The organism is Agromyces sp. MMS24-K17, from assembly GCF_043950245.1.
GTDB lineage: Bacteria > Actinomycetota > Actinomycetes > Actinomycetales > Microbacteriaceae > Agromyces.
Genome location: NZ_CP171640.1, coordinates 2,354,524 through 2,372,541 on the forward strand (window position 1 = coordinate 2,354,524; position 18,018 = coordinate 2,372,541).

Annotated in this window: 15 protein-coding genes; 6 read left to right on the top strand and 9 right to left on the bottom strand. The window is 75.1% G+C overall.

The window, feature by feature from the left end; all coding sequences use genetic code 11:
* Window positions 1-18 precede the first annotated feature (18 nt).
* Window positions 19-1,413 (top strand): MFS transporter, encoded by a 1,395-nt coding sequence (locus tag ACGGZK_RS10780; protein ID WP_395242666.1) that lies wholly within the window; start codon window positions 19-21, stop codon window positions 1,411-1,413.
* Window positions 1,413-2,993 carry a pyridoxal phosphate-dependent decarboxylase family protein gene (locus ACGGZK_RS10785; RefSeq protein ID WP_395242667.1) on the top strand — a complete coding sequence of 527 codons (1,581 nt, stop codon included), beginning with the start codon at window positions 1,413-1,415 and terminating at the stop codon, window positions 2,991-2,993. Before ACGGZK_RS10780 ends, ACGGZK_RS10785 begins: the two co-directional genes overlap by 1 nt.
* A gap of 79 nt (window positions 2,994-3,072) precedes the next feature.
* On the opposite strand, the gene ACGGZK_RS10790 is transcribed toward ACGGZK_RS10785, so the two are convergent.
* From ACGGZK_RS10790 to ACGGZK_RS10805, 4 genes are all read right to left on the bottom strand, one after another.
* Window positions 3,073-3,990, bottom strand: a complete 918-nt coding sequence (locus tag ACGGZK_RS10790) for a hypothetical protein (RefSeq protein ID WP_395242668.1) — start codon at window positions 3,988-3,990, stop codon at window positions 3,073-3,075.
* A gap of 4 nt (window positions 3,991-3,994) precedes the next feature.
* Window positions 3,995-5,134 (bottom strand): Mrp/NBP35 family ATP-binding protein, encoded by a 1,140-nt coding sequence (locus ACGGZK_RS10795; protein ID WP_395242669.1) that lies wholly within the window; start codon window positions 5,132-5,134, stop codon window positions 3,995-3,997.
* A 70-nt stretch (window positions 5,135-5,204) separates the two neighbouring features.
* The gene (locus ACGGZK_RS10800) at window positions 5,205-5,735 is read right to left on the bottom strand and encodes a DUF1003 domain-containing protein (protein ID WP_395242670.1); all 531 of its coding nucleotides are present in this window, start codon (window positions 5,733-5,735) and stop codon (window positions 5,205-5,207) included.
* Window positions 5,722-7,050: a magnesium transporter MgtE N-terminal domain-containing protein gene (locus ACGGZK_RS10805; RefSeq protein ID WP_395242671.1), complete on the bottom strand. Its 1,329-nt coding sequence runs from the start codon at window positions 7,048-7,050 to the stop codon at window positions 5,722-5,724. Before ACGGZK_RS10805 ends, ACGGZK_RS10800 begins: the two co-directional genes overlap by 14 nt.
* Window positions 7,051-7,117: 67 nt before the next feature.
* Between ACGGZK_RS10805 and ACGGZK_RS10810 the strand changes: the two genes are divergently transcribed.
* Window positions 7,118-7,969 (top strand): general stress protein, encoded by an 852-nt coding sequence (locus ACGGZK_RS10810; protein ID WP_395242672.1) that lies wholly within the window; start codon window positions 7,118-7,120, stop codon window positions 7,967-7,969.
* A gap of 28 nt (window positions 7,970-7,997) precedes the next feature.
* On the opposite strand, the gene ACGGZK_RS10815 is transcribed toward ACGGZK_RS10810, so the two are convergent.
* Together ACGGZK_RS10815 and ACGGZK_RS10820 are read right to left on the bottom strand one after the other, a co-directional pair.
* A complete protein-coding gene (locus ACGGZK_RS10815; RefSeq protein ID WP_395242673.1) occupies window positions 7,998-9,569 on the bottom strand; it encodes an aminopeptidase P family protein in 1,572 nt (523 codons plus the stop codon).
* Window positions 9,570-9,612: 43 nt separating this feature from the next.
* Window positions 9,613-10,686: an endonuclease/exonuclease/phosphatase family protein gene (locus ACGGZK_RS10820; protein WP_395242674.1), complete on the bottom strand. Its 1,074-nt coding sequence runs from the start codon at window positions 10,684-10,686 to the stop codon at window positions 9,613-9,615.
* A gap of 90 nt (window positions 10,687-10,776) precedes the next feature.
* Between ACGGZK_RS10820 and ACGGZK_RS10825 the strand changes: the two genes are divergently transcribed.
* Entirely contained in the window at window positions 10,777-11,625 is an 849-nt protein-coding gene (locus ACGGZK_RS10825; RefSeq protein ID WP_395242675.1) for a PHP domain-containing protein, read from the top strand.
* Between the two features lie 154 nt (window positions 11,626-11,779).
* Here ACGGZK_RS10825 and ACGGZK_RS10830 read toward each other — a convergent pair whose 3' ends face one another.
* A complete protein-coding gene (locus tag ACGGZK_RS10830; protein WP_395242676.1) occupies window positions 11,780-13,297 on the bottom strand; it encodes a DEAD/DEAH box helicase in 1,518 nt (505 codons plus the stop codon).
* A gap of 140 nt (window positions 13,298-13,437) precedes the next feature.
* Here ACGGZK_RS10830 and ACGGZK_RS10835 point away from each other — a divergent pair, with 140 nt between their 5' ends.
* On the top strand, window positions 13,438-14,145 hold the full coding sequence (locus ACGGZK_RS10835; RefSeq protein WP_395246066.1) for a ferritin-like fold-containing protein: 708 nt from the start codon (window positions 13,438-13,440) through the stop codon (window positions 14,143-14,145).
* A gap of 22 nt (window positions 14,146-14,167) precedes the next feature.
* Here ACGGZK_RS10835 and ACGGZK_RS10840 read toward each other — a convergent pair whose 3' ends face one another.
* Window positions 14,168-14,479, bottom strand: a complete 312-nt coding sequence (locus ACGGZK_RS10840; protein ID WP_395242677.1) for a hypothetical protein — start codon at window positions 14,477-14,479, stop codon at window positions 14,168-14,170.
* Window positions 14,479-14,703 (bottom strand): DUF3107 domain-containing protein, encoded by a 225-nt coding sequence (locus ACGGZK_RS10845; RefSeq protein WP_395242678.1) that lies wholly within the window; start codon window positions 14,701-14,703, stop codon window positions 14,479-14,481. Before ACGGZK_RS10845 ends, ACGGZK_RS10840 begins: the two co-directional genes overlap by 1 nt.
* Before the next feature lie 92 nt (window positions 14,704-14,795).
* Here ACGGZK_RS10845 and ACGGZK_RS10850 point away from each other — a divergent pair, with 92 nt between their 5' ends.
* Complete coding sequence (locus ACGGZK_RS10850) at window positions 14,796-17,981, top strand: PD-(D/E)XK nuclease family protein (RefSeq protein WP_395242679.1); 3,186 nt, start codon at window positions 14,796-14,798, stop codon at window positions 17,979-17,981.
* Window positions 17,982-18,018 lie beyond the last annotated feature (37 nt).

Here is an 18,018-nt window from a genome sequence, read left to right on the forward strand (position 1 = left end):
GCAGGTACGATGCCTCTCATGACCGCACCGGAGCGTCCCCTCCCGCGCGGCGTCGTCGCCCGCTACGCGATCGGATCGCTCGGCACCGGTGGGTTCGCGACGCTGCCCGGACTCGTCCTCGTCTACTACCTGACGGACACCCTCGGGGTGGCCGCGCTGCTCGCCGGCGCCGTGGTCACCCTCGCGAAGGTGTGGGACGTCCTCATCGACCCGTGGATCGGCGACCGGAGCGACCGGGCGCTCGTTCGTTCCGGCACCCGCCGCACGCTCATGGTCGTCGGCGGCATCGCGCTGCCCGTCGGCTTCGCGGTCACCTTCGCCGTACCCGCCGGGCTCGCGCCCGCGGCATCCGCCGTGTGGGTGATGGTCGCGTTCCTCGCGACCGCGACCGCCTTCAGCCTGTTCCAGGTGCCGTACATCGCGCTGCCCGCCGAGCTCACCCACGGCTACGACGCGCGCACCCGGCTGCTGACCTGGCGGGTGGTCGTGCTCACCGTCGCGATCCTGCTCTTCGGTGCGGGCGGCCCCGAGATCCGCTCGGCGTTCGACGACGAGCACGTCGGCTACCTCGTGATGGCGATCGTGTCGGGCCTGCTCATCGGCGGCGGCATGCTGGTCGCCGCGACCGTCGCGCCGCGCGGCGTGCGGCCCGAGGCGGATGCCGCGAAGCCGGATGCCCCGGCGTCGGGCGGCCTGCGTGCCGCGTACCGCGCCGGCATCGACGCGCTGCGCCGCAGCGGGCCGTTCCGGCTCCTGCTCGCCGCCTTCGTGCTCCAGGGCCTCGCGACCGGCATGATGCTCGCCGGCGCCCAGTTCGTCGCGACCTGGGTGCTCCGCGACGAGAGCGCCGTGACGTTCCTCTTCGTCGCGCTCATTGCGCCCGCCGTGGTCTGCGCACCGCTCTGGGGCCGGTTCGCGCGACGCGTGGGCAAGCGTCGCGGATTCGCCTGGGCCAGCGCCGTGTTCGCCGTCGCCGCCGCGTCGCTCGTCGGGCTCTGGTGGGCGCCGGGCCCATGGGCGTACGCCTCGGTCGCGCTCGCCGGCGCCGCCTACGCGGGCATGCAGTCGCTGCCCATGGCGATGCTGCCCGACGTCATCTCGCACGACACGCGCACCGACGGCGGCGACCGCGCCGGCAGCTTCAGCGGCGTCTGGACCGCGGGGGAGACGGCCGGCATGGCGCTCGGCGCGACCCTGCTGACCGCGGTGCTGGCCCTGTCGGGCTACCTCGAGTCGACGGGCGCCGAGACCGTGCAGCAGTCGCCGCTCGCCGTCGCCGGCATCGTCGCCGGGTTCAGCGCGATCCCCGCGATCCTCGTCGTGGCGAGCCTCTGGTTCATCGCCAGGTACCCGCTCACGAAGGCCGACGTCGACCGCGACGCGGTCGCCGCACCCGTGGCGGGGGTGGCGTGATGGCCGGGCTTCGCCGCGAACCGGCCGACATCCTCGCCGAGCTCGCCGACCTCCGGGCCGCCGACGCCCCCACGCACGGCGGCCGCGTGCTCGCCTACGTCTACGACTCGGGAAGGCCCGAGCTCGACGCCCTCGCGGCCGACGCCGCCCGGGCCGTCCAGCCCGTGAACGGGCTCGACCCGACCACCTTCACCTCGGTCGCGGCCATGGAGCGCGGCGTCGTCGGGTTCGCCCGCGCCGCGTTCCACGGCGACGGCGACGTGGTCGGCTCGGTCACGTCGGGCGGCACCGAGAGCTGCATCCTCGCGGTGAAGACCGCCCGCGACGCCTGGGCGGCGGCGCGTGCGCGCTCCGGCGCCGACCCCGATGCCCTGCGGCCCCGGCTCGTCGCCCCGATCACCGCGCACGCCGCGTTCCGCAAGGCCGCGCACGTGCTCGGCCTGGCCTACGACCCGGTGCCGGTGGATGCTTCGACCGGCCGCCCCGACCCGGCCGCGATCGGCGACCGGCTCGGCGACGACGTCGCCCTCGTCGTGGTCTCGGCGCCGTCGTACCCGTTCGCCGCGCTCGACCCGGTCGCCGAGGTCGCCGCGCTCACTGCGGCGCGTGGCATCCCGCTGCACGTCGACGCCTGCATCGGCGGCTTCGCGCTCGCGTTCGCGGGCGACGACCGCGCGCTGCCGGCGTGGGACTTCACCGTGCCCGGGGTCACGAGCCTGTCGGCCGACCTGCACAAGTACGGATACGCGCCGAAGGGCGTGTCGGTGCTGCTCACCCGCGGCCGCGACCTGCAACGCCACCAGTACTTCGCGACGACCGAGTGGCCGGGCTACCCGGTCGTGAACCCGACGCTCGCCGGCTCGAAGCCCGCCGGACCGCTCGCCGCGGGGTGGGCGATCATCGAGGCGCTCGGCGTCGAGGGGTATGCCGAGCTCACGGCCGAGGCCCTGCGCGCGACCGACGCCCTGCGGGCCGCGGTCGACGGCATCGAGGGCCTGCGCGTCGTCGGCGACCCGGTCGGGCCGCTGTTCGCCGTCGCGACCGACGAGCGGGTGCCGGCCGAGCGCCGCGTCGACCCGCACCACTGGGCCGATGCCGCGCGCGAAGCCGGCTGGGTGCTGCAGGCGCAGCCCGCCGTACGCCAGGCGGGCGGCGACCCGCTGCCGCGCACCACGCACCTCACCGTCACCCCGGTCACCGAGTCGGTGCTTCCCGCGCTGCTGCCCACGCTCACGGCCGCGGCCGACACGGTACGCGGCGTGCCGGGCGTCGACGGCGCCGACGCGCTCGCCGCGGTCGCGGCGGGCTCGCCCGAGGCGGCCGGGCTGGTCGCGGCGCTCACGGGCGGCGGGGCGGATGCCTCGGGCGGCGCGGGCGGCGCGGGAGCGGCCGGGCTCGGGCTCGGGCTCGACAGCGAGTCGGCGTGGGCGATCCTCTCGACGCTCGGCCTCGCCGGCGGCCTGCCCGGGCGCCTGGCGCCGGTCATGGCGCTCATCGAGGCGCTGCCCGCCCCGATCACCGAGCGACTGCTGATCGAACTGCTGGCCCGCGCGGTCGAGCCCGGGCCGGTGGGCGCGTAGCGAGGGGCGGCGCGCGCGGCGTGGTTTCGACAGGCTCAACCACCGGTGCGGTGGTTGAGCCCGTCGAAACCACCGCGACTCAGGAGCCGGGGAGGCCGCAGCGCTCGGAGTAGTAGGCGTACAGCTCGGCGCGGAGGGTGTCGTTCGCGGGAATCCCGAGCTGGCCCTCGCGGCCGTCCCCGGTCGTGACCTGGAACGGCAGGATGGTGCCGATCTTGTCCTCGGCGACGGCGTGCGCGTCGCATCGGCCCGGGCGCACCGGCAGCTCGATCACCGACGGCGCATCCGTGCCCGCGACGTCGACGTCGAGCTCCCAGTTGAACCCGCCCTCGGCGTTGATGAGCGTGGTGCCGCGCACCCCCGCGACGTGGAAGGTGCCGTCGCCGCCCACCGGCGTCACCTGCACGTCGATCACCGCGCGGCGATCCGCACCCGAGCCGGTGCTGCGCAGGTGGTCGGGCAGCTCGACGAGGGCCACGGCCGCGACCGATTCGGCGAGGCAGGCCTGGTCCTGCAGGCGCTGGAGCGCGCCGTACGGGTCGTCGGCCTCGAGCACGCCGTGCGCGGTGCCCGCTTCGCTCGTCACGTCGAGTTCGACCGTGATCGGCGCGACGGGCGCGTCGCACACCGCCGCGGTGGGCTCCAGGCGGATCGCGATCTCGCGACCGGCGGGGAACACGGTCGGCTTCTCCTTGCCGATGCCCGGCTCGTAGCCGTCGGTGTGCACGGCGACCGACTCGACCGTCACCGGCTCATCGCGGCCGTTGGCGACGAGCACGAAGATCCGTCCGCTCGAGACATCCACCCGGCCCTGCCCGACCGTCGCGGTGATGCCGTCGAGGCCGGCCGGATCGGTCGGCTCGGCGTCGCCGCCGCCCGCCGCGCACGCCGTGAGGGCGAGGCACGTGGTCAGCGCGAGGCATCCGATCGCACCCGCCGTCGTCAGCCGGCCGCGTGCGGGGCCGTTCCCGCCGTGCACCTGCCGCCGACGGGACATCCGATCACCGCACCGACACGTCGAGGCGGCGGCCCTGCAGCGAGCGGGGCCGTGCGGCGACCGCCGCGGCGACCTGCTCGATCGCGCGGGCCGCGGGGTCGTCGGGCTCGGCGGTGACGACCGGCACGCCGTCGTCGCCGCCGCGGCGGAGCGCCACGCTGAGCGGCACGCTCGCGAGCAGCGGGACCGGGTCGTCCTGCCCCTCCGAGAGGCGGCGGGCGACCTCCTCGCCGCCGCCCGAACCGAACAGCTCGAGCAGGGCGCCGTCGGCGCCGGTCATCGCGGCCATGTTCTCCACCACGCCGATGACCCGCTGGCCGGTCTGCCGCGCGACGACGCCCGAGCGCTCGGCGACGTCGGCCGCGGCGGGCTGCGGCGTGGTCACGACGAGCACCTCCGCGTTCGGCAGCAGCTGCCCGAGGGAGATCGCGATGTCGCCCGTGCCGGGCGGCAGGTCGAGCAGGAGCACGTCCAGGTCGCCGAAGTACACGTCGGTGAGGAACTGCGACAGCGTCCGGTGCAGCATCGGGCCGCGCCAGGCGACCGCCGTCGAGGAAGCCCGGGCCCCCGGTGCCGCCGGCTCGACGAACATGCCGATCGACACCACCTTCACGCCGTGCGCCACGGGCGGCAGGATCATGTCGTCGACCCGCGTGGGGCGCGCCGCCGTGCCGTGCTCGTCGACGAGTCCGAGCAGGCCCGGGATCGAGAACCCGTGCACGTCGGCGTCGACCAGGCCCACCGACAGTCCGCGCGTCGCGAGCGCGACCGCCAGGTTCGCCGTCAGCGTCGACTTGCCGACGCCGCCCTTGCCGCTCGTGACCGCGATCACGCGGGTCAGCGTGCCGGGCCCGAACGGGTTGCCCCGTGCCCGGCCGCCACGCAGCCGCTCGGTGAGCGCGGCGCGCTGCTCGGGCGTCATCACCGAGAGCACCACCTCGGCGTTGCCCGCACCCGCGACCGACTCGGCGGCGTCGCGCACGTCGCGCTCGATCCGGTCGCTCGCGGGGCATCCGACGATCGTGAGCCGTACGTCGACGCGCACCCGGCCGTCGTCGCCGGCCGTGACGCCGCCCACCATGTCGAGCTCGGTGATCGGCTTGCGGATCTCGGGGTCGATCACGCCGCCGAGGGCAGCGTGCACGCGCTGCTCGAGGGCGGAGCGGTCCGACTCCGCGCCGGGGCCCGGCGATGCGCCCGGGGCGTCCGCCGCGTCAGGAGGCGGAAGCGGGGGCACGGTCGGCCTCCTCCTGGTCGCGACGGTCGAGCTCCTCCAGCACCTGGCGGAGCTCGGCGCGGATGAACTCCTTCGACGCGAGCTCACGCACCGCGAGCCGGAGCGCGACGACCTCGCGGGCCAGGTACTCGGTGTCGGCGAGGTTGCGCTCGGCGCGCTGGCGGTCCTGCTCGATCTGCACGCGGTCGCGGTCGTCCTGGCGGTTCTGCGCGAGCAGGATCAGGGGCGCGGCGTACGACGCCTGCAGCGAGAGGATCAGCGTCAGCAGGGTGAAGTTCGTCGCACGAGGGTCGAACTGCACCTCGACCGGCATGAACGTGTTCCAGCCGAGCCAGACCACGACGAACACCGTCATGCCGATGAGGAACCCCGAGGTTCCCATGCCGCGGGCGAAGGCCTCGGAGAACCGGCCGAACCGGTCCTTGTCCACGTTCCCGCGGAAGGACACGGATCGGCGCGTACCCTTCGGGGTGTCGAATCGCCGGTCCTCGGCGTCAGCGCGTGCCATCTCCTGCCCTCCTTCCGTTCGGGATGGGGATGCTCCCCGTGGTCAGCTGCGCGCGGGCGGTCGCCCTGCGCGTCACGTCGGCTTCGCCGGGATGACTTCGCCAGTCATCGGGCAGGAGGTAGTCGAGCACGTCGTCGATGGTCACCACCCCGACGAGTCGATGCTTCTCGTCGACGACCGGCACCGAGACCAGGTCGTAGCTGGCGAGGATGCGGCTCACCTCGGCGGCCGAGGTGTCGGCGCGCACGGGCTCCAGGCCCTGGTCGAGGAGGGATCCGAGGCGCTCGTGCGGCGGGTAGCGGAGCATCCGCTGGAAGTGCACCATGCCCAGGAACCGGCCGGTGGGCGGCTCGTAGGGCGGCAGGGTGACGCAGACGGCCGCGCCCAGCGCGGGCGGCAGGTCGTGCCGCCGGATGAGCGCGAGGCCCTCCGCGACGGTCGCGTCGGCCGACACGATGATCGGCTCGGTCGTCATCAGGCCGCCGGCGGTGTCGGCGCCGTAGGCGAGGAGGAAGCGGACATCGTCGGCCTCCTCGGATTCCATCAGCTCGAGCAGGTGCTCGCCGCGCTCCTCGGGGAGCTGCGCGATGAGGTCGGCGGCATCGTCGGGCTCCATGTGGTCGAGCACGTCGGCCGCGCGGTCGTCGCCGAGGTTCGAGAGGATCTCGACCTGGTCGGACTCGGGCATCTCCTCCAGCACGTCGGCCAGTCGGTCGTCGGGCAGCTCCTCGGCGACCTCCTGCCGGCGCTGCGCGGGCAGGTCGAGCAGGGTGTTCGCGAGGTCGGCGGGCTTCAGCTCGGAGTAGGTGGCGATGAGCTGCTCGGCCGACTGCGCCTCGCCCGTCGCGGTCGCCTCGCGCACCTCGCGCCAGGTGACGTACGCCGACTGGCCCTTGGAGAACGGCGACGCGCCCTTCGCGCGCCGCACGAACAGCTGCGCGGCCTCCCACTCGCCGGGCTCGAGCTCCTCGATCGCCACGTCCTCGACGGTCGCGTCGCCGGAGCCGTCGTTGAAGACGACCTTGCGGCCGAGCATCTCGGCGATCACGCGCACCTCGCCGCCGCGCTGCTCGAAGCGGCGCAGGTTGATGAGCCCGGTCGTGATGACCTGGCCGCCGGCGATCGAGGTGACCCGCCCGATCGAGAGGAACACGCGGCGCTTGCCGGGCACCTCGACGATGAGGCCGACGACCCGCGGGGGGTCGTTGCGGCGGTACACGACGAGGACGTCGCGCACCCGGCCGACCCGGTCTCCGGCGGGGTCGAAGACGGCGCACCCGGCGAGTCGGGCGACGAAGACTCTCGTGGCGCTCACGCCTACCAACTTAGTCCCGGGCCGGGGGTTCCCGCCCGCGCCCGGCGGGCCGTGGGACAATGACCCGATGAGCACCCCATCGCCGTTCGGCGGCCGCGTGGCGCAGCGCTTCCCGACCCTCCCGAAGGGCGTCACCGTCGCCAGCTTCGAGACCTACCAGGAGGCGCAGGGCGCCGTCGACCGGCTCGCCAAGGCCGAGTTCCCGGTGAAGGAGCTGGCGATCGTCGGCACCGACCTGACGAGCGTCGAGCGCATCACCGGCAAGCTGACGTGGGGGCGCGCGGCGAGCGCCGGCGCCCTGTCGGGGGCCTGGCTCGGCACCTTCCTGGGGCTGCTCTTCTTCATCTTCTCGCCGACCGGTGCGGGCCTCGGGCTGCTGGGGTCGGCGATCCTCATCGGCGCCGGGTTCGGGGCGATCTTCGGGCTCGTGTCGTACTCGGTGAACCGCCGCCGGCGCGACTTCACCTCGGTCATGCAGGTGCTCGCCACCCGCTACGCGGTGATCGCCGAGCCGGCGCACGTGGAGCGTGCCCGCAGCGTCCTCGGCGTCGACGCGGCCACCGCCGACGTCGTCGCCGCGCCGCCGTGGCGGCCCGACCCGACGCCGCCGGCGCCCCGCGCGGCACCGGCCCAGCCGGAATCGTCGTCGGAGCCGGCCGCCGCACCCATCACCTACGGCGAGGCGCAGGACGCGGCCCGGCGCGCCCGTGCCCGGGCCGCCGCCGAGGCGGCGCCGCCACGCTACGGCGAGCGGATCGACCCGAACGCGTCGGATGCCGCGGGCGAGCGGGATGCGTCGGATGGAGCGGATGACCCGGGGTCGACGGATGCGTCGGGGTCGGCGGATGCGCAGCGCTCGACGGCACCGTCGGGTGACGGGGACGCCGGCGGAACGGGCGACGGCGCCGCGCGGAGCTGACCCCGCGGCGCGCGCCGTCCGGCCGGGATCAGCGGCCGGCGCCGCGCACCCAGGCCTCGACCTCGTCGGCCGTGCGGGGGATCCGCGCCGAGAGGTTCTCCGCGCCGTCGGCGGTCACGAGGATGTCGTCCTCGATCCGCACGCCGATGCCGCGGAACTCGGCCGGCACCGTGAGATCGTCGGGCTGGAAGTAGAGGCCCGGCTCGATGGTGAACACCATGCCGGCCTCGACGACGCCGTCGAGGTACAGTTCGCGGCGCGCCTGCGCGCAGTCGTGCACGTCGAGGCCGAGGTGGTGGCTCGTGCCGTGCACCATGTAGCGGCGGTGGTACTGCTTGTCGGGCTCGAGCGACTCCTCGGCCGAGACCGGGAGGAAGCCCCACTCGGCGGTCTTCCGCGCGATCACGGCCATGGCGGCGGCGTGCACCTCGCGGAACACGATGCCGGGGCGCACGATCGCGAATGCCGCGTCGGCCGCCTCGAGCACGGCCTCGTAGACCTTGCGCTGCACCTCGGAGTAGGTGCCGTTCACCGGGAACGTGCGCGTGATGTCGGCGGTGTACAGGCTGTCGGCCTCGACGCCCGCGTCGAGCAGCACGAGGTCGCCGGGCACCACCGGACCGTCGTTGCGCGTCCAGTGCAGGATCGTCGCGTGCGGGCCGGCCGCGGCGATCGAGCCGTAGCCGACGTCGTTGCCGTCGAGGCGGGCACGGGTCGCGAAGACGCCCTCGATGACGCGCTCGCCGCGCACCTCGCTCGTGATGCGGGGCAGCTCCTGGAGCACCTCGCCGAAGCCGCGCTCGGTCGCGTCGATCGCGACGCGGAGCTGGGCGACCTCGTAGGCGTCCTTCACCAGCCGGAGCTCGGAGAGCACGCGGGCGAGCTCGCCGTCGGGCTCGTGGTCGCCGCCGACCTCGAGGCTGAACGGTGCGTCCTGCGCGTTGGTCGAGAGGGCCTGCTCCGCGGCGAAGCGGATGCGCGCGTGGTCGACCTGCTCCGTGAGGGAGGCATCCGCCTCGCGCAGCACGAGCGTCGACGTGTCGACGCGGTCGATCACGCGCGACAGCTCGCCCAGGTCGCGCGTCGCGATCGCGAGGTCGGCGGCGACGTGCGCCAGCGACGGGCGCGGACCGATCCAGAACTCGCCGATGGCGGGGTTCGCGTAGAACTCCTCGGTGTCGCGGCCCGCGCGCTCGCGGAAGTACAGCGTGGCGACGTGGCCCTCGCCGCCCTCGGGCTCGAGGACGAGCACGGCGCCCGGCTCGGCGTCGGAGCCCCAGCCCGTGAGGTGCGCGAACGCGGAGTGCGCCCGGAACGGGTAGTCGGTGTCGTTCGCGCGCTGCTTCATGTCGCCGGCGGGGAGGATGAGGCGTTGCCCCGGGAACGCCGCCGACACCTTCGACCGGCGCTCGGCCGCGAACGCCGCCGACTCGCGTGCGGAGGGCAGCGGCTCGTCGCGCTCGGCCCAACCGCTGCCGATGAAGTCCTTGAAGCCCTCGGAGGTGGGGGTCGTCGACCGGTTCGCGTTGCGGCCGCTCTCCTCTGACGTGGGCTCGGCGGGTGCGGTGCTGGTGTCGGTCGTCTCGGACATGCCGTCCATTCTCGCACCGCCGGCTGGACGTCGACGGGGCGGACCGGCGTCGTCAGCCCGTCGGCGCCAGGCGGGCGACGACCGGGCGGTGGTCGCTGCCGGCGTCGTCGAGCTCGTCGACCACGCGGAACGACGAGACCTGCCAGTCGTCGGTCGCGAGCACGTGGTCGATGGGGCTGCCGAGCCAGCTCGGGACATCCGTCGGCCAGGTGCCGAGCGCGGCGGAGCCGGTCGCGGCCGCCGCGTCGTGGCACGCGCCCAGGTTGCCGCCGTCGACGCCCCGACCGGCGAAGTGGTCGAGGGTCGCGTTGAAGTCGCCCGCCATGATCACGCCGGCATCGCCGCCGCCCGCGGTGCCGAGGCCGCTGCCGTCGGGGTCGCAGAGGCTCGCGAGCCAGTCGAGGTCGCTGCGCCAGTTGCGCAGCTCCCAGCGGATGGGCGCGACGGCGTGCACCGCGATGATCTCCGGACCCACGCCGTTGACCGGCACGGCCACGACAGTCGGCAGCGTGTTCGTGTTGTCGGGCGGGCCCGGCCACTCGGCCGAGACCACGGTGTAGTCGCCCAGCCGCGGGCTGACGAGCAGCGTCGTCGAGCGCGCCTTCGAGATGTGGTCGAACGACTGCGTGTGCACCCACATCGGATCGCCCGCGTCGCGCATCGCGACGGCGAGGTCCTCGCCGAACTCCTCGGTCGTCTCCGGGAGCACGATCACGTCGGCGCCCTCCGACACCGCGAGGTCGACGACCACGCCCACCTCCGGCACCTCGCCGAGGGTGTTCCACGACAGCACCGTCACGTCGCCGTCGGCCGTCGCCGCGGCGCCTGTCGGGGCATCCGCACCGCCGCCGAACCCGCGCACGGCCAGCACCGCCGCGTTGCCGGCCGCGAAGAACGCGAGGATCGCGGCCACCGCGATCGCCGCGCGGCGCACCGGCCGGACCAGCGTGAGGGCGGCGGCGACCACCGCGAGCGCCACCGCGCCGATCGCTCCCGCACCCCGGAGCGCCACGACGTGGGCGGCGATCCACTGGTCGTTCAGCCCCACCGCCTGCGGCCAGACGAGGATGCCTGCGAGCACGAACCCGGCGAGGACGGCGATCCATCCGAGGGCGCGGGAGAGCATCCATCCAACCTACGGCACCCGGATGGGGGCCGTCCGCGCGGGGGCGCTGCGCGTTCGCTGTGAGTCGGAGCGGCGGCCATAGCATGGGGGATGGGCCCAGCCGACCTGCACGTGCACTCCACGGTCTCCGACGGCACGGTCGATCCCGCCGGGCTGCTCGCCGAGGCCGCCGGGATCGGGCTCCCGGCGATCGCCCTCACCGACCACGACTCGACCGCGGGCTGGGCCGAGGCCGCCGCGGCGGTGCCCGTGACCGGGGTCGCGCTCATCCCCGGCATGGAGCTGTCGACGCGCGAGCAGTGGGTCAGCGTGCACCTGCTCGGCTACCTCGTCGATCCCCTGCACGAGGGCCTGCTCGCCGAGACCGCGATGATCCGGGAGTCGCGGCTCACCCGCGCCGAGGAGATCGTGCGGCGCATCTCGCGCGACTACGACCTCACCTGGGACGACGTGCTCGCGCAGACCGCCGAGGGCGCCACGATCGGCCGTCCGCACATCGCCGACGCGCTCGTCGCGCGCGGGCACGTGGTCGACCGCTCGGCCGCGTTCGCCGGCATCCTGCACCCGCGGGCCGGCTACGCCCAGCCGCACTACGCACCGGACCCGGTCACGGGGGTGCGCCTCATCCGCGCAGCCGGCGGCGTGCCGGTGCTCGCGCACCCGGGCACCCGGGGCGCGCAGCGCGTGATGCCCGAGTCGAAGATCGCCGAACTCGTCGAAGCGGGCCTGTTCGGCCTCGAGGTCGACCACCCCGAGAACCGTCCCGACGCGAAGGAGCCGCTGCGCGCGCTCGCCGCCCGCCACGGCCTGGCCGTGACCGGCTCGAGCGACTACCACGGCGCCGGCAAGGCGAACCGACTCGGCGAGCACCGGACCCCGGCCGAGGTCGTCGCGCGGATCGTCGACGAGGCGACCGGCTCGGCGCCGGTGCTGCCGTAGGCCGTCCGCGCGGAGCGCGGCGCGCTGTGCGCTGGGCGCCGAGCGCTGGGCGCCGAGCGCTGTGCGCTTGTGCGCTGTGCGCTGTGCGCGGTGCGCGGTGCCGGGACGGCGGACGGCCGGTCGCGCCTCGCGCGACCGGCCGTCCGGTGAGTCCTTACGCCTGCGGCGCGGCGGGGGCGCCGCCCGCGCGGGAGCCGCCCCGGCGACGACGGCGGCGGCGCGGGGCCGCGTTGCCGTCGTGGTGCTCGTGGCCCTTGCCGTCGTGGGTGCCCGATCCGGCGTCGCGCGTCGCGGTCGCGCCGGTCGCCGGCGCCGCGTCGGCGTGCGCCTCGGCGGGAGCGGCGGAACCGCCGGCTGCGGAGCCGTTGCCCGCGGCGCCACCACGGGTCCGGGTGCGCGTGCGGGTCCGCGGCGGGCGGGTCTGGCCGTCGGCCGACTCGCTGCGGCCGGCGGTGCTCGACCGGCTCGGCGACGCGACCGGCGCGGCCGGCTTCAGGCGGCCCTTCGTGCCCGCGGGGATGTCGAGGTCGGTGTAGAGGTGCGGGCTCGACGAGTAGGTCTCGGTCGGCTCGGGCTGGCCGAACTCGAGCGCCCGGTTGATGAGCGCCCACTTGTGCAGGTCGTCCCAGTCGACGAAGGTCACCGCGATGCCGGTCTTGCCGGCACGGCCCGTGCGGCCGGCACGGTGCAGGTAGGTCTTGTCGTCGTCGGGGATGGTGTGGTTGATGACGTGGGTCACATCGTCGACGTCGATGCCGCGAGCCGCGACATCCGTCGCGATGAGGATGTCCTTCTTGCCGGCCTTGAACGCGGCCATGGCGCGCTCGCGCTGGTCCTGGTTCAGGTCGCCGTGCACGGCGGCGGCGTTGAAGCCGCGGTCGTTGAGCTCCTCGACGAGCTTCGCCGCCGCACGCTTCGTGCGCGTGAAGATCACCGTCTTGCCCCGGCCGTCGGCCTGGAGGATGCGCGAGATCACCTCGTCCTTGTCGAGCGAGTGCGCCCGGTACACGAGGTGCTTGATGTTGGCCTGCGTGAGGCCCTCGTCGGGGTCGGTCGCCCGGATGTGGATCGGGCGCGTCATGAACCGGCGCGCGAGCGCGACGATCGGGCCCGGCATGGTGGCCGAGAAGAGCATGGTGTGCCGCACCGCGGGGGTCTGCGCGAAGATCTTCTCGATGTCGGAGAGGAAGCCGAGGTCGAGCATCTTGTCGGCCTCGTCGAGGACGACCTCCTGCACCGCCTTCAGGGAGAGGAGGCGCTGCGACGCGAGGTCGAGGAGGCGGCCCGGGGTGCCGACGACGATCTGCGCGCCGGCCTTGAGCTGCTCGATCTGGCCCTCGTAGGCCTTGCCGCCGTAGATCGAGACGACCTTCGTCGGGCGGTTCGAGGTCGCGAGCTCCAGGTCTTCCGTCACCTGGACGCAGAGTTCGCGGGTCGGGACGACGACGAGCGCCTTCACGCCGGGCTCGGGGTCGTCGCCGAGGCGCTGGATGATCGGCAGGCCGAACCCGAAGGTCTTGCCGGTGCCGGTCTTCGCCTGGCCGATGATGTCCTGCCCGGAGAGGGCGAGGGGGATGGTCTGCTCCTGGATGGGGAAGGCATCGACGATGCCCTTCCCGGCGAGTGCGTCGACGATGTCGGACGCGATGCCGAGCTCGGAGAATGTGGTCACGGTCTGCCTGTCATGGTTCGGGGGTGGAGCGCCCTGGTTTCGTCTGCAGGCGCCCGGGGCGCGGATCCATCGCCCGCGCACACCCCTCCAGCCTATCGGAGAGGCGTGGACGAGCCCGGAGATATGCTGAACGGGTGGTGATGTGGTCCAGACGGCGCGTTGCGCACCCCGAGCCGGCGCTGCGTCCCGTGGTCGCCCCGACCGGGCTCACGAAGGTCGAGTTCACCGCGCTGACGCCGGAGCCGCTGGCGTTCCTCGGCCAGGCCGCGGCGCTCCAGCTCGAGTTCTTCGAGGGCCTCGCCCTCGCCGTGATGCGCGCGCCCGACCTCGCGGCGAAGGAGGGCGTCTCGGCGGCGGCCGGCATCGCCCTGCGGGCCCACCATGCCCTGATCGCCGAGTTGCGCCGGGAGGGCGTCGAGCCCGTGTCGATGATGGCGCCGTTCAGCGCCGGGCTCGACCGCTTCCGCGCCGCGATCGCCGGGGACGACTGGTACGAGCTGCTCCTCGCGATCCACCTGAGCAGCGGCCTGCTCGACGACTTCTCGATCCGCCTCGCCGGCGGCCTGCCGGCCGACCTCCGCACGCGGGTTCGCGCGATCCTCGGCGAGGCGGCCCTCGGCCCGCGCCTCGAGGCGCAGCTGCTGCCGGCGATCGCGGAGATCCCCGGGCTGGGCGACCGGCTGGCGTTGTGGGGCCGGCGCGTCGTCGGCGACACGCTCCTCGTCGCCCGGTCGGCGCTCCGCGCCGCCGAGCGGCCGAGTCACCTCCAGGACGAGGTGGAGCCCGTGTTCACCGAGCTCATCGGCGACCACACCCGGCGGATGGACGCGCTCGGCCTCACGGCCTGAGGCGCGCCATCCGAGCGGATGGTCAGGCGCGGCGAGCCGCGGTGCCCGGGCGGGAGAGGCGCTCGAAGAGCTCGGCGTCGGCCTGATCGCGACGCGGGCCGAGCAGCAGGGCGACGAGCGCCGAGGCGACGCCCGCCGCGGCCAGCGCGACGACCCAGATCCAGGCGCCGTCCCACGCCCAGCCGAGCCACGTGAGGCCGACCCAGACGATCGCGGCCACCCCGGCGCCCACGGCCGGCACGAGGACCGTGCCGTAGGTGTGCCGGCGGGGCAGCGCGTACCGCGCGGCGAGGCCCAGGATGGCGCCGCCGAGCGTGACGAACAGGAGTTCCATCAGGCGACGAACCCGACGCGGCGGGACTCCTCCGAGCCGATCTCGACGTAGGCGAGCGCGGCGGACGGAACGACGTAGACGCTGCCCTTCACGTCGACGAGACGCAGCAGCGCGCTCTGCCCGGCGAGCGCGGCCGCCACGGCCTGCTCGACCTCTGCCGCCGCCTGCTCCGTCTCGAAGCCGAGCTCGCGGGGGGAGTTCTGGATGCCGATGCGAACGTCCACTGTGCGCCTTTCTGTCGGTGAGCCAACACTATGGCACGCGTCCGGGCGCGCCCTCCGCGTTCACTGTCGGCGGAACGGGTTACCGTGGCCGCATGCAGTCGACCCCCGCCGAGGCGAGCACCCTGACGGCCGTCCCGGATCAGGCCGCGGAGCCGTCCGCCGCGCCGTCAGCCGCACCCGCCGCGGATCCGATCGCCGAGGCCGACCGGGCCCGCGTGCTCGGGCTCGCCGACGGCCGGTCGGCAGCCGTGTTCGGCGCCCCGGGATCGGGCAAGACGACGCTCGCCGTCGACGCCGTGGTCGAGCGCATCCGCGAGCGGGGGTACTCGAGCGCCGAGGTGCTGGTGCTGGCCGCGAGCCGCGGCACCGCCACGACGCTGCGCGACCTGCTCGCCGTGCGCCTCGGGCAGGCGACCAGGGGGCCGCTCGCCCGCACGGCGAACTCGATCGCGTTCCAGGTCGTGCGGGCCCACCTCGGCCGGCCGGTCGCCCTGCTCACGGGCGCCGAGCACGACCAGCTGCTCGCCGAGCTGCTCGAGGGCGGCATCCGCGACGGCGGCGGACCGGACTGGCCCGACGCGCTCGGCCCCGACGTGCGTCGGCTCCGGGGCTTCCGCGCCGAACTCCGGGAGCTCCTCATGCGCGCCGCCGAGCACGGCGTCGACGGGCCGGCACTCGCGGCGCTCGGCCGGCGCGCGGGGCGGCCCGAGTGGATCGCCGCCGGCGCGTTCCTCGACGAGTACGACGACGTGAAGGCGGTGGCCCGCGGCGACGCGTTCGACTCCTCCGAGCTCGGGGCGTTCGCCGCCGGCATCGTCCGCGACTCGGCGCACGACCCGGCCGCCGCGGCGGCCCTCGGCACGCTGGCCGAGCTCCGGCTCATCGTCGTCGACGACGCGCAGGAGGCCACCGAGTCGACCGCCGCGCTGCTCGGCGCCTTCGCCGCGCGCGGGGTCGCGGTCGTCGCGTTCGGCGATCCGGATGTCGCGGGCAACGGGTTCCGCGGCGGTCGGCCCGAACTCCTCGGCACGCTCGGCACCGTCGTCGGCGGTGCCGCGGAGCGCATCGTGCTCGGTGCGCGCCACCGCGGCCGGCCCGCCCTGCGCGACCTCGTCGCCCAGGTCACGCAGCACGTCGGCACCGCACTCGGCGGTGCGCACCGCCTCGCCAGGGAGGAGGGCGCCGACGACGACCCGCTCGCGCCCGTGCTCGGCCTCGAGGCCGCGTCGCACGCGGCGGAGTGCCAGGCGGTGGCCGCCGTGCTGCGGGAACGGCACCTGCTCGACGGCATCCCGTGGTCGCAGATGGCGGTCGTGCTGCGCTCGGGCGGCGACGTGCCGCCCTTCGTGCGCGGGCTCGCGCTCGCCGAGGTGCCCACCGGGGTCGCGCAGGCCGGCGGTGCGCTCCGCGACGCGCCAGCGGCCGCGGCGCTGCTCGCGGCCGCATCCGTGGTGCTCGACCGGGAGCCGCTCACCGCGGACGGCGCGGTGGCGCTGCTCACCGGGCCGGTCGGCGGGCTCGACGGCGTGGGCCTGCGCCGCCTCCGCCTCGCGCTCCGCCACGAGGAGCTCGCCGCCGGCGGCGACCGGACGGGCGACGAACTGCTCGTCGACGCGCTCGGCGCACCCGGCGGGTTCGAGACCATCGACGCCGCCCCGGCGCGCCGGGCGGGCCGGCTCGCCCGCCTGCTCGCCGCGGCACGCGCCGTCGCCGTGCGCGGCACCGTCGAGGAGGTGCTCTGGTCGCTCTGGGACGGCAGCCGCCTCGCCGACGAGTGGGCGGCGCAGGCGGCCGGCACCGGCGTGATCGCCGAGGAGGCGAACCGCGCCCTCGACGCGGTGGTCGCCCTGTTCTCCGCCGCCCAGCGTTTCGTCGAGCGCGAGCCGGATGCCCCGGCGGTGCGCTTCGTCGACGAGCAGCTGGCGAGCGAGCTCCCGGAGGACACCCTCGCCCCGCGCCGCTCGGCCGACACCGTGTTCGTCGGCACGCCCTCGGCGCTCGTCGGGCGCGAGTTCGACGTGGTCGTCGTCGCTGGGCTCCAGGAGGGAGTGTGGCCGAACCTCCGGCCCCGGGGCACGCTGCTGCACACCGGGCTGCTCGCGCCCTCGGTCGCCGCGGCAATGGCCGGCTCGCCCGCGCCGGAGCCCGACGGTGCGCAGGCCGTGCGCGCCGGCGTGCGGGCCGACGAGCTGCGCCTGTTCGCGCTGGCGGCGTCGCGGGCCAGGCGACAGCTCGTGCTCTCGGCGACCGCGAACGACGACGAGCTGCCGTCGCAGCTGCTCGGGTTCGCCCCCGAACGGCTGCGCACCGCCCGGCGGCGGCCGCTGCACCTGCGCGGCATGGTCGGGGCGCTCCGCCGCGAGCTCGTCGACTCGGGCGCCCGGGAGCCCGCGTCCGCGCTGGCGATGCTCGCCGAGGCGGGCATCCCCGGCGCGCACCCCGACGAGTGGTACGGCCTGCGCGCCCCCTCGACGGAGGCGCCGGTCGTCGACCTCGACGGCGACGACGAGGCCGTCGTTCCCGTCTCGCCGTCGCAGATCGATCGCGCGGAGGAGTCGCCGCTCGGCTGGTTCATCGACCACGTCGCCTCCCCGCCGTCGGGGATCGCGGCGTCGATCGGCACGCTCGTGCACGCCGTCGTCGAGGAGGCCGGTGCACGGCCCGACGGCGACACCGGAGTGGAGACGATCTGGGCGGCGGTCGAGGAGCGGTGGCGGCAGCTGCGCTTCGAGGCGGGCTGGGTCGCCGAGCGGGAGCGGCGCGGCGCCCGGCGCATGGCCGAGGGCGCCGCCGACTACCTCACGGCCTTCGCCGACGAGGGGAAGGTGCTCCTCGAAGCCGAGGGCCGGTTCACCGTCGTCGTCGGCCGGGTGCGGTTGTCGGGCACGATCGACCGGGTGGAATCCTCTCCCGACGGCACCACCGTCATCGTCGACCTGAAGACCGGGCGCACGCCGCCGAGCGCGGACCAGACCGCCCGCCACCCGCAGCTCGCCGCCTACCAGCTCGCGGCGCGCGACGGCGTCGTGCCGAACGGCGGGCGGCACGGCGGCGCGAAGCTCGTCTACGTGGCCAAGCCCGCGCGCGGGGTCGCGTTCTCGGAGCGGGCGCAGCAGCCGTTCGACGAGGAGGCCGAGGCCGAGTTCCGCGCCCGGCTCGAGGAGGTCGCGCGCACGATGTCTGGCGCGACGTTCGACGCGCCGCTCGACACCGGGTTCCGCTCGAGGTTCGGCGACTGGCACTACCGGGTGCAGCTCGTGCCGGCGGTGTCCGCGTGAGCGCCGCGAACCCGGCCGCGCCCATCGGGGCCGCGCC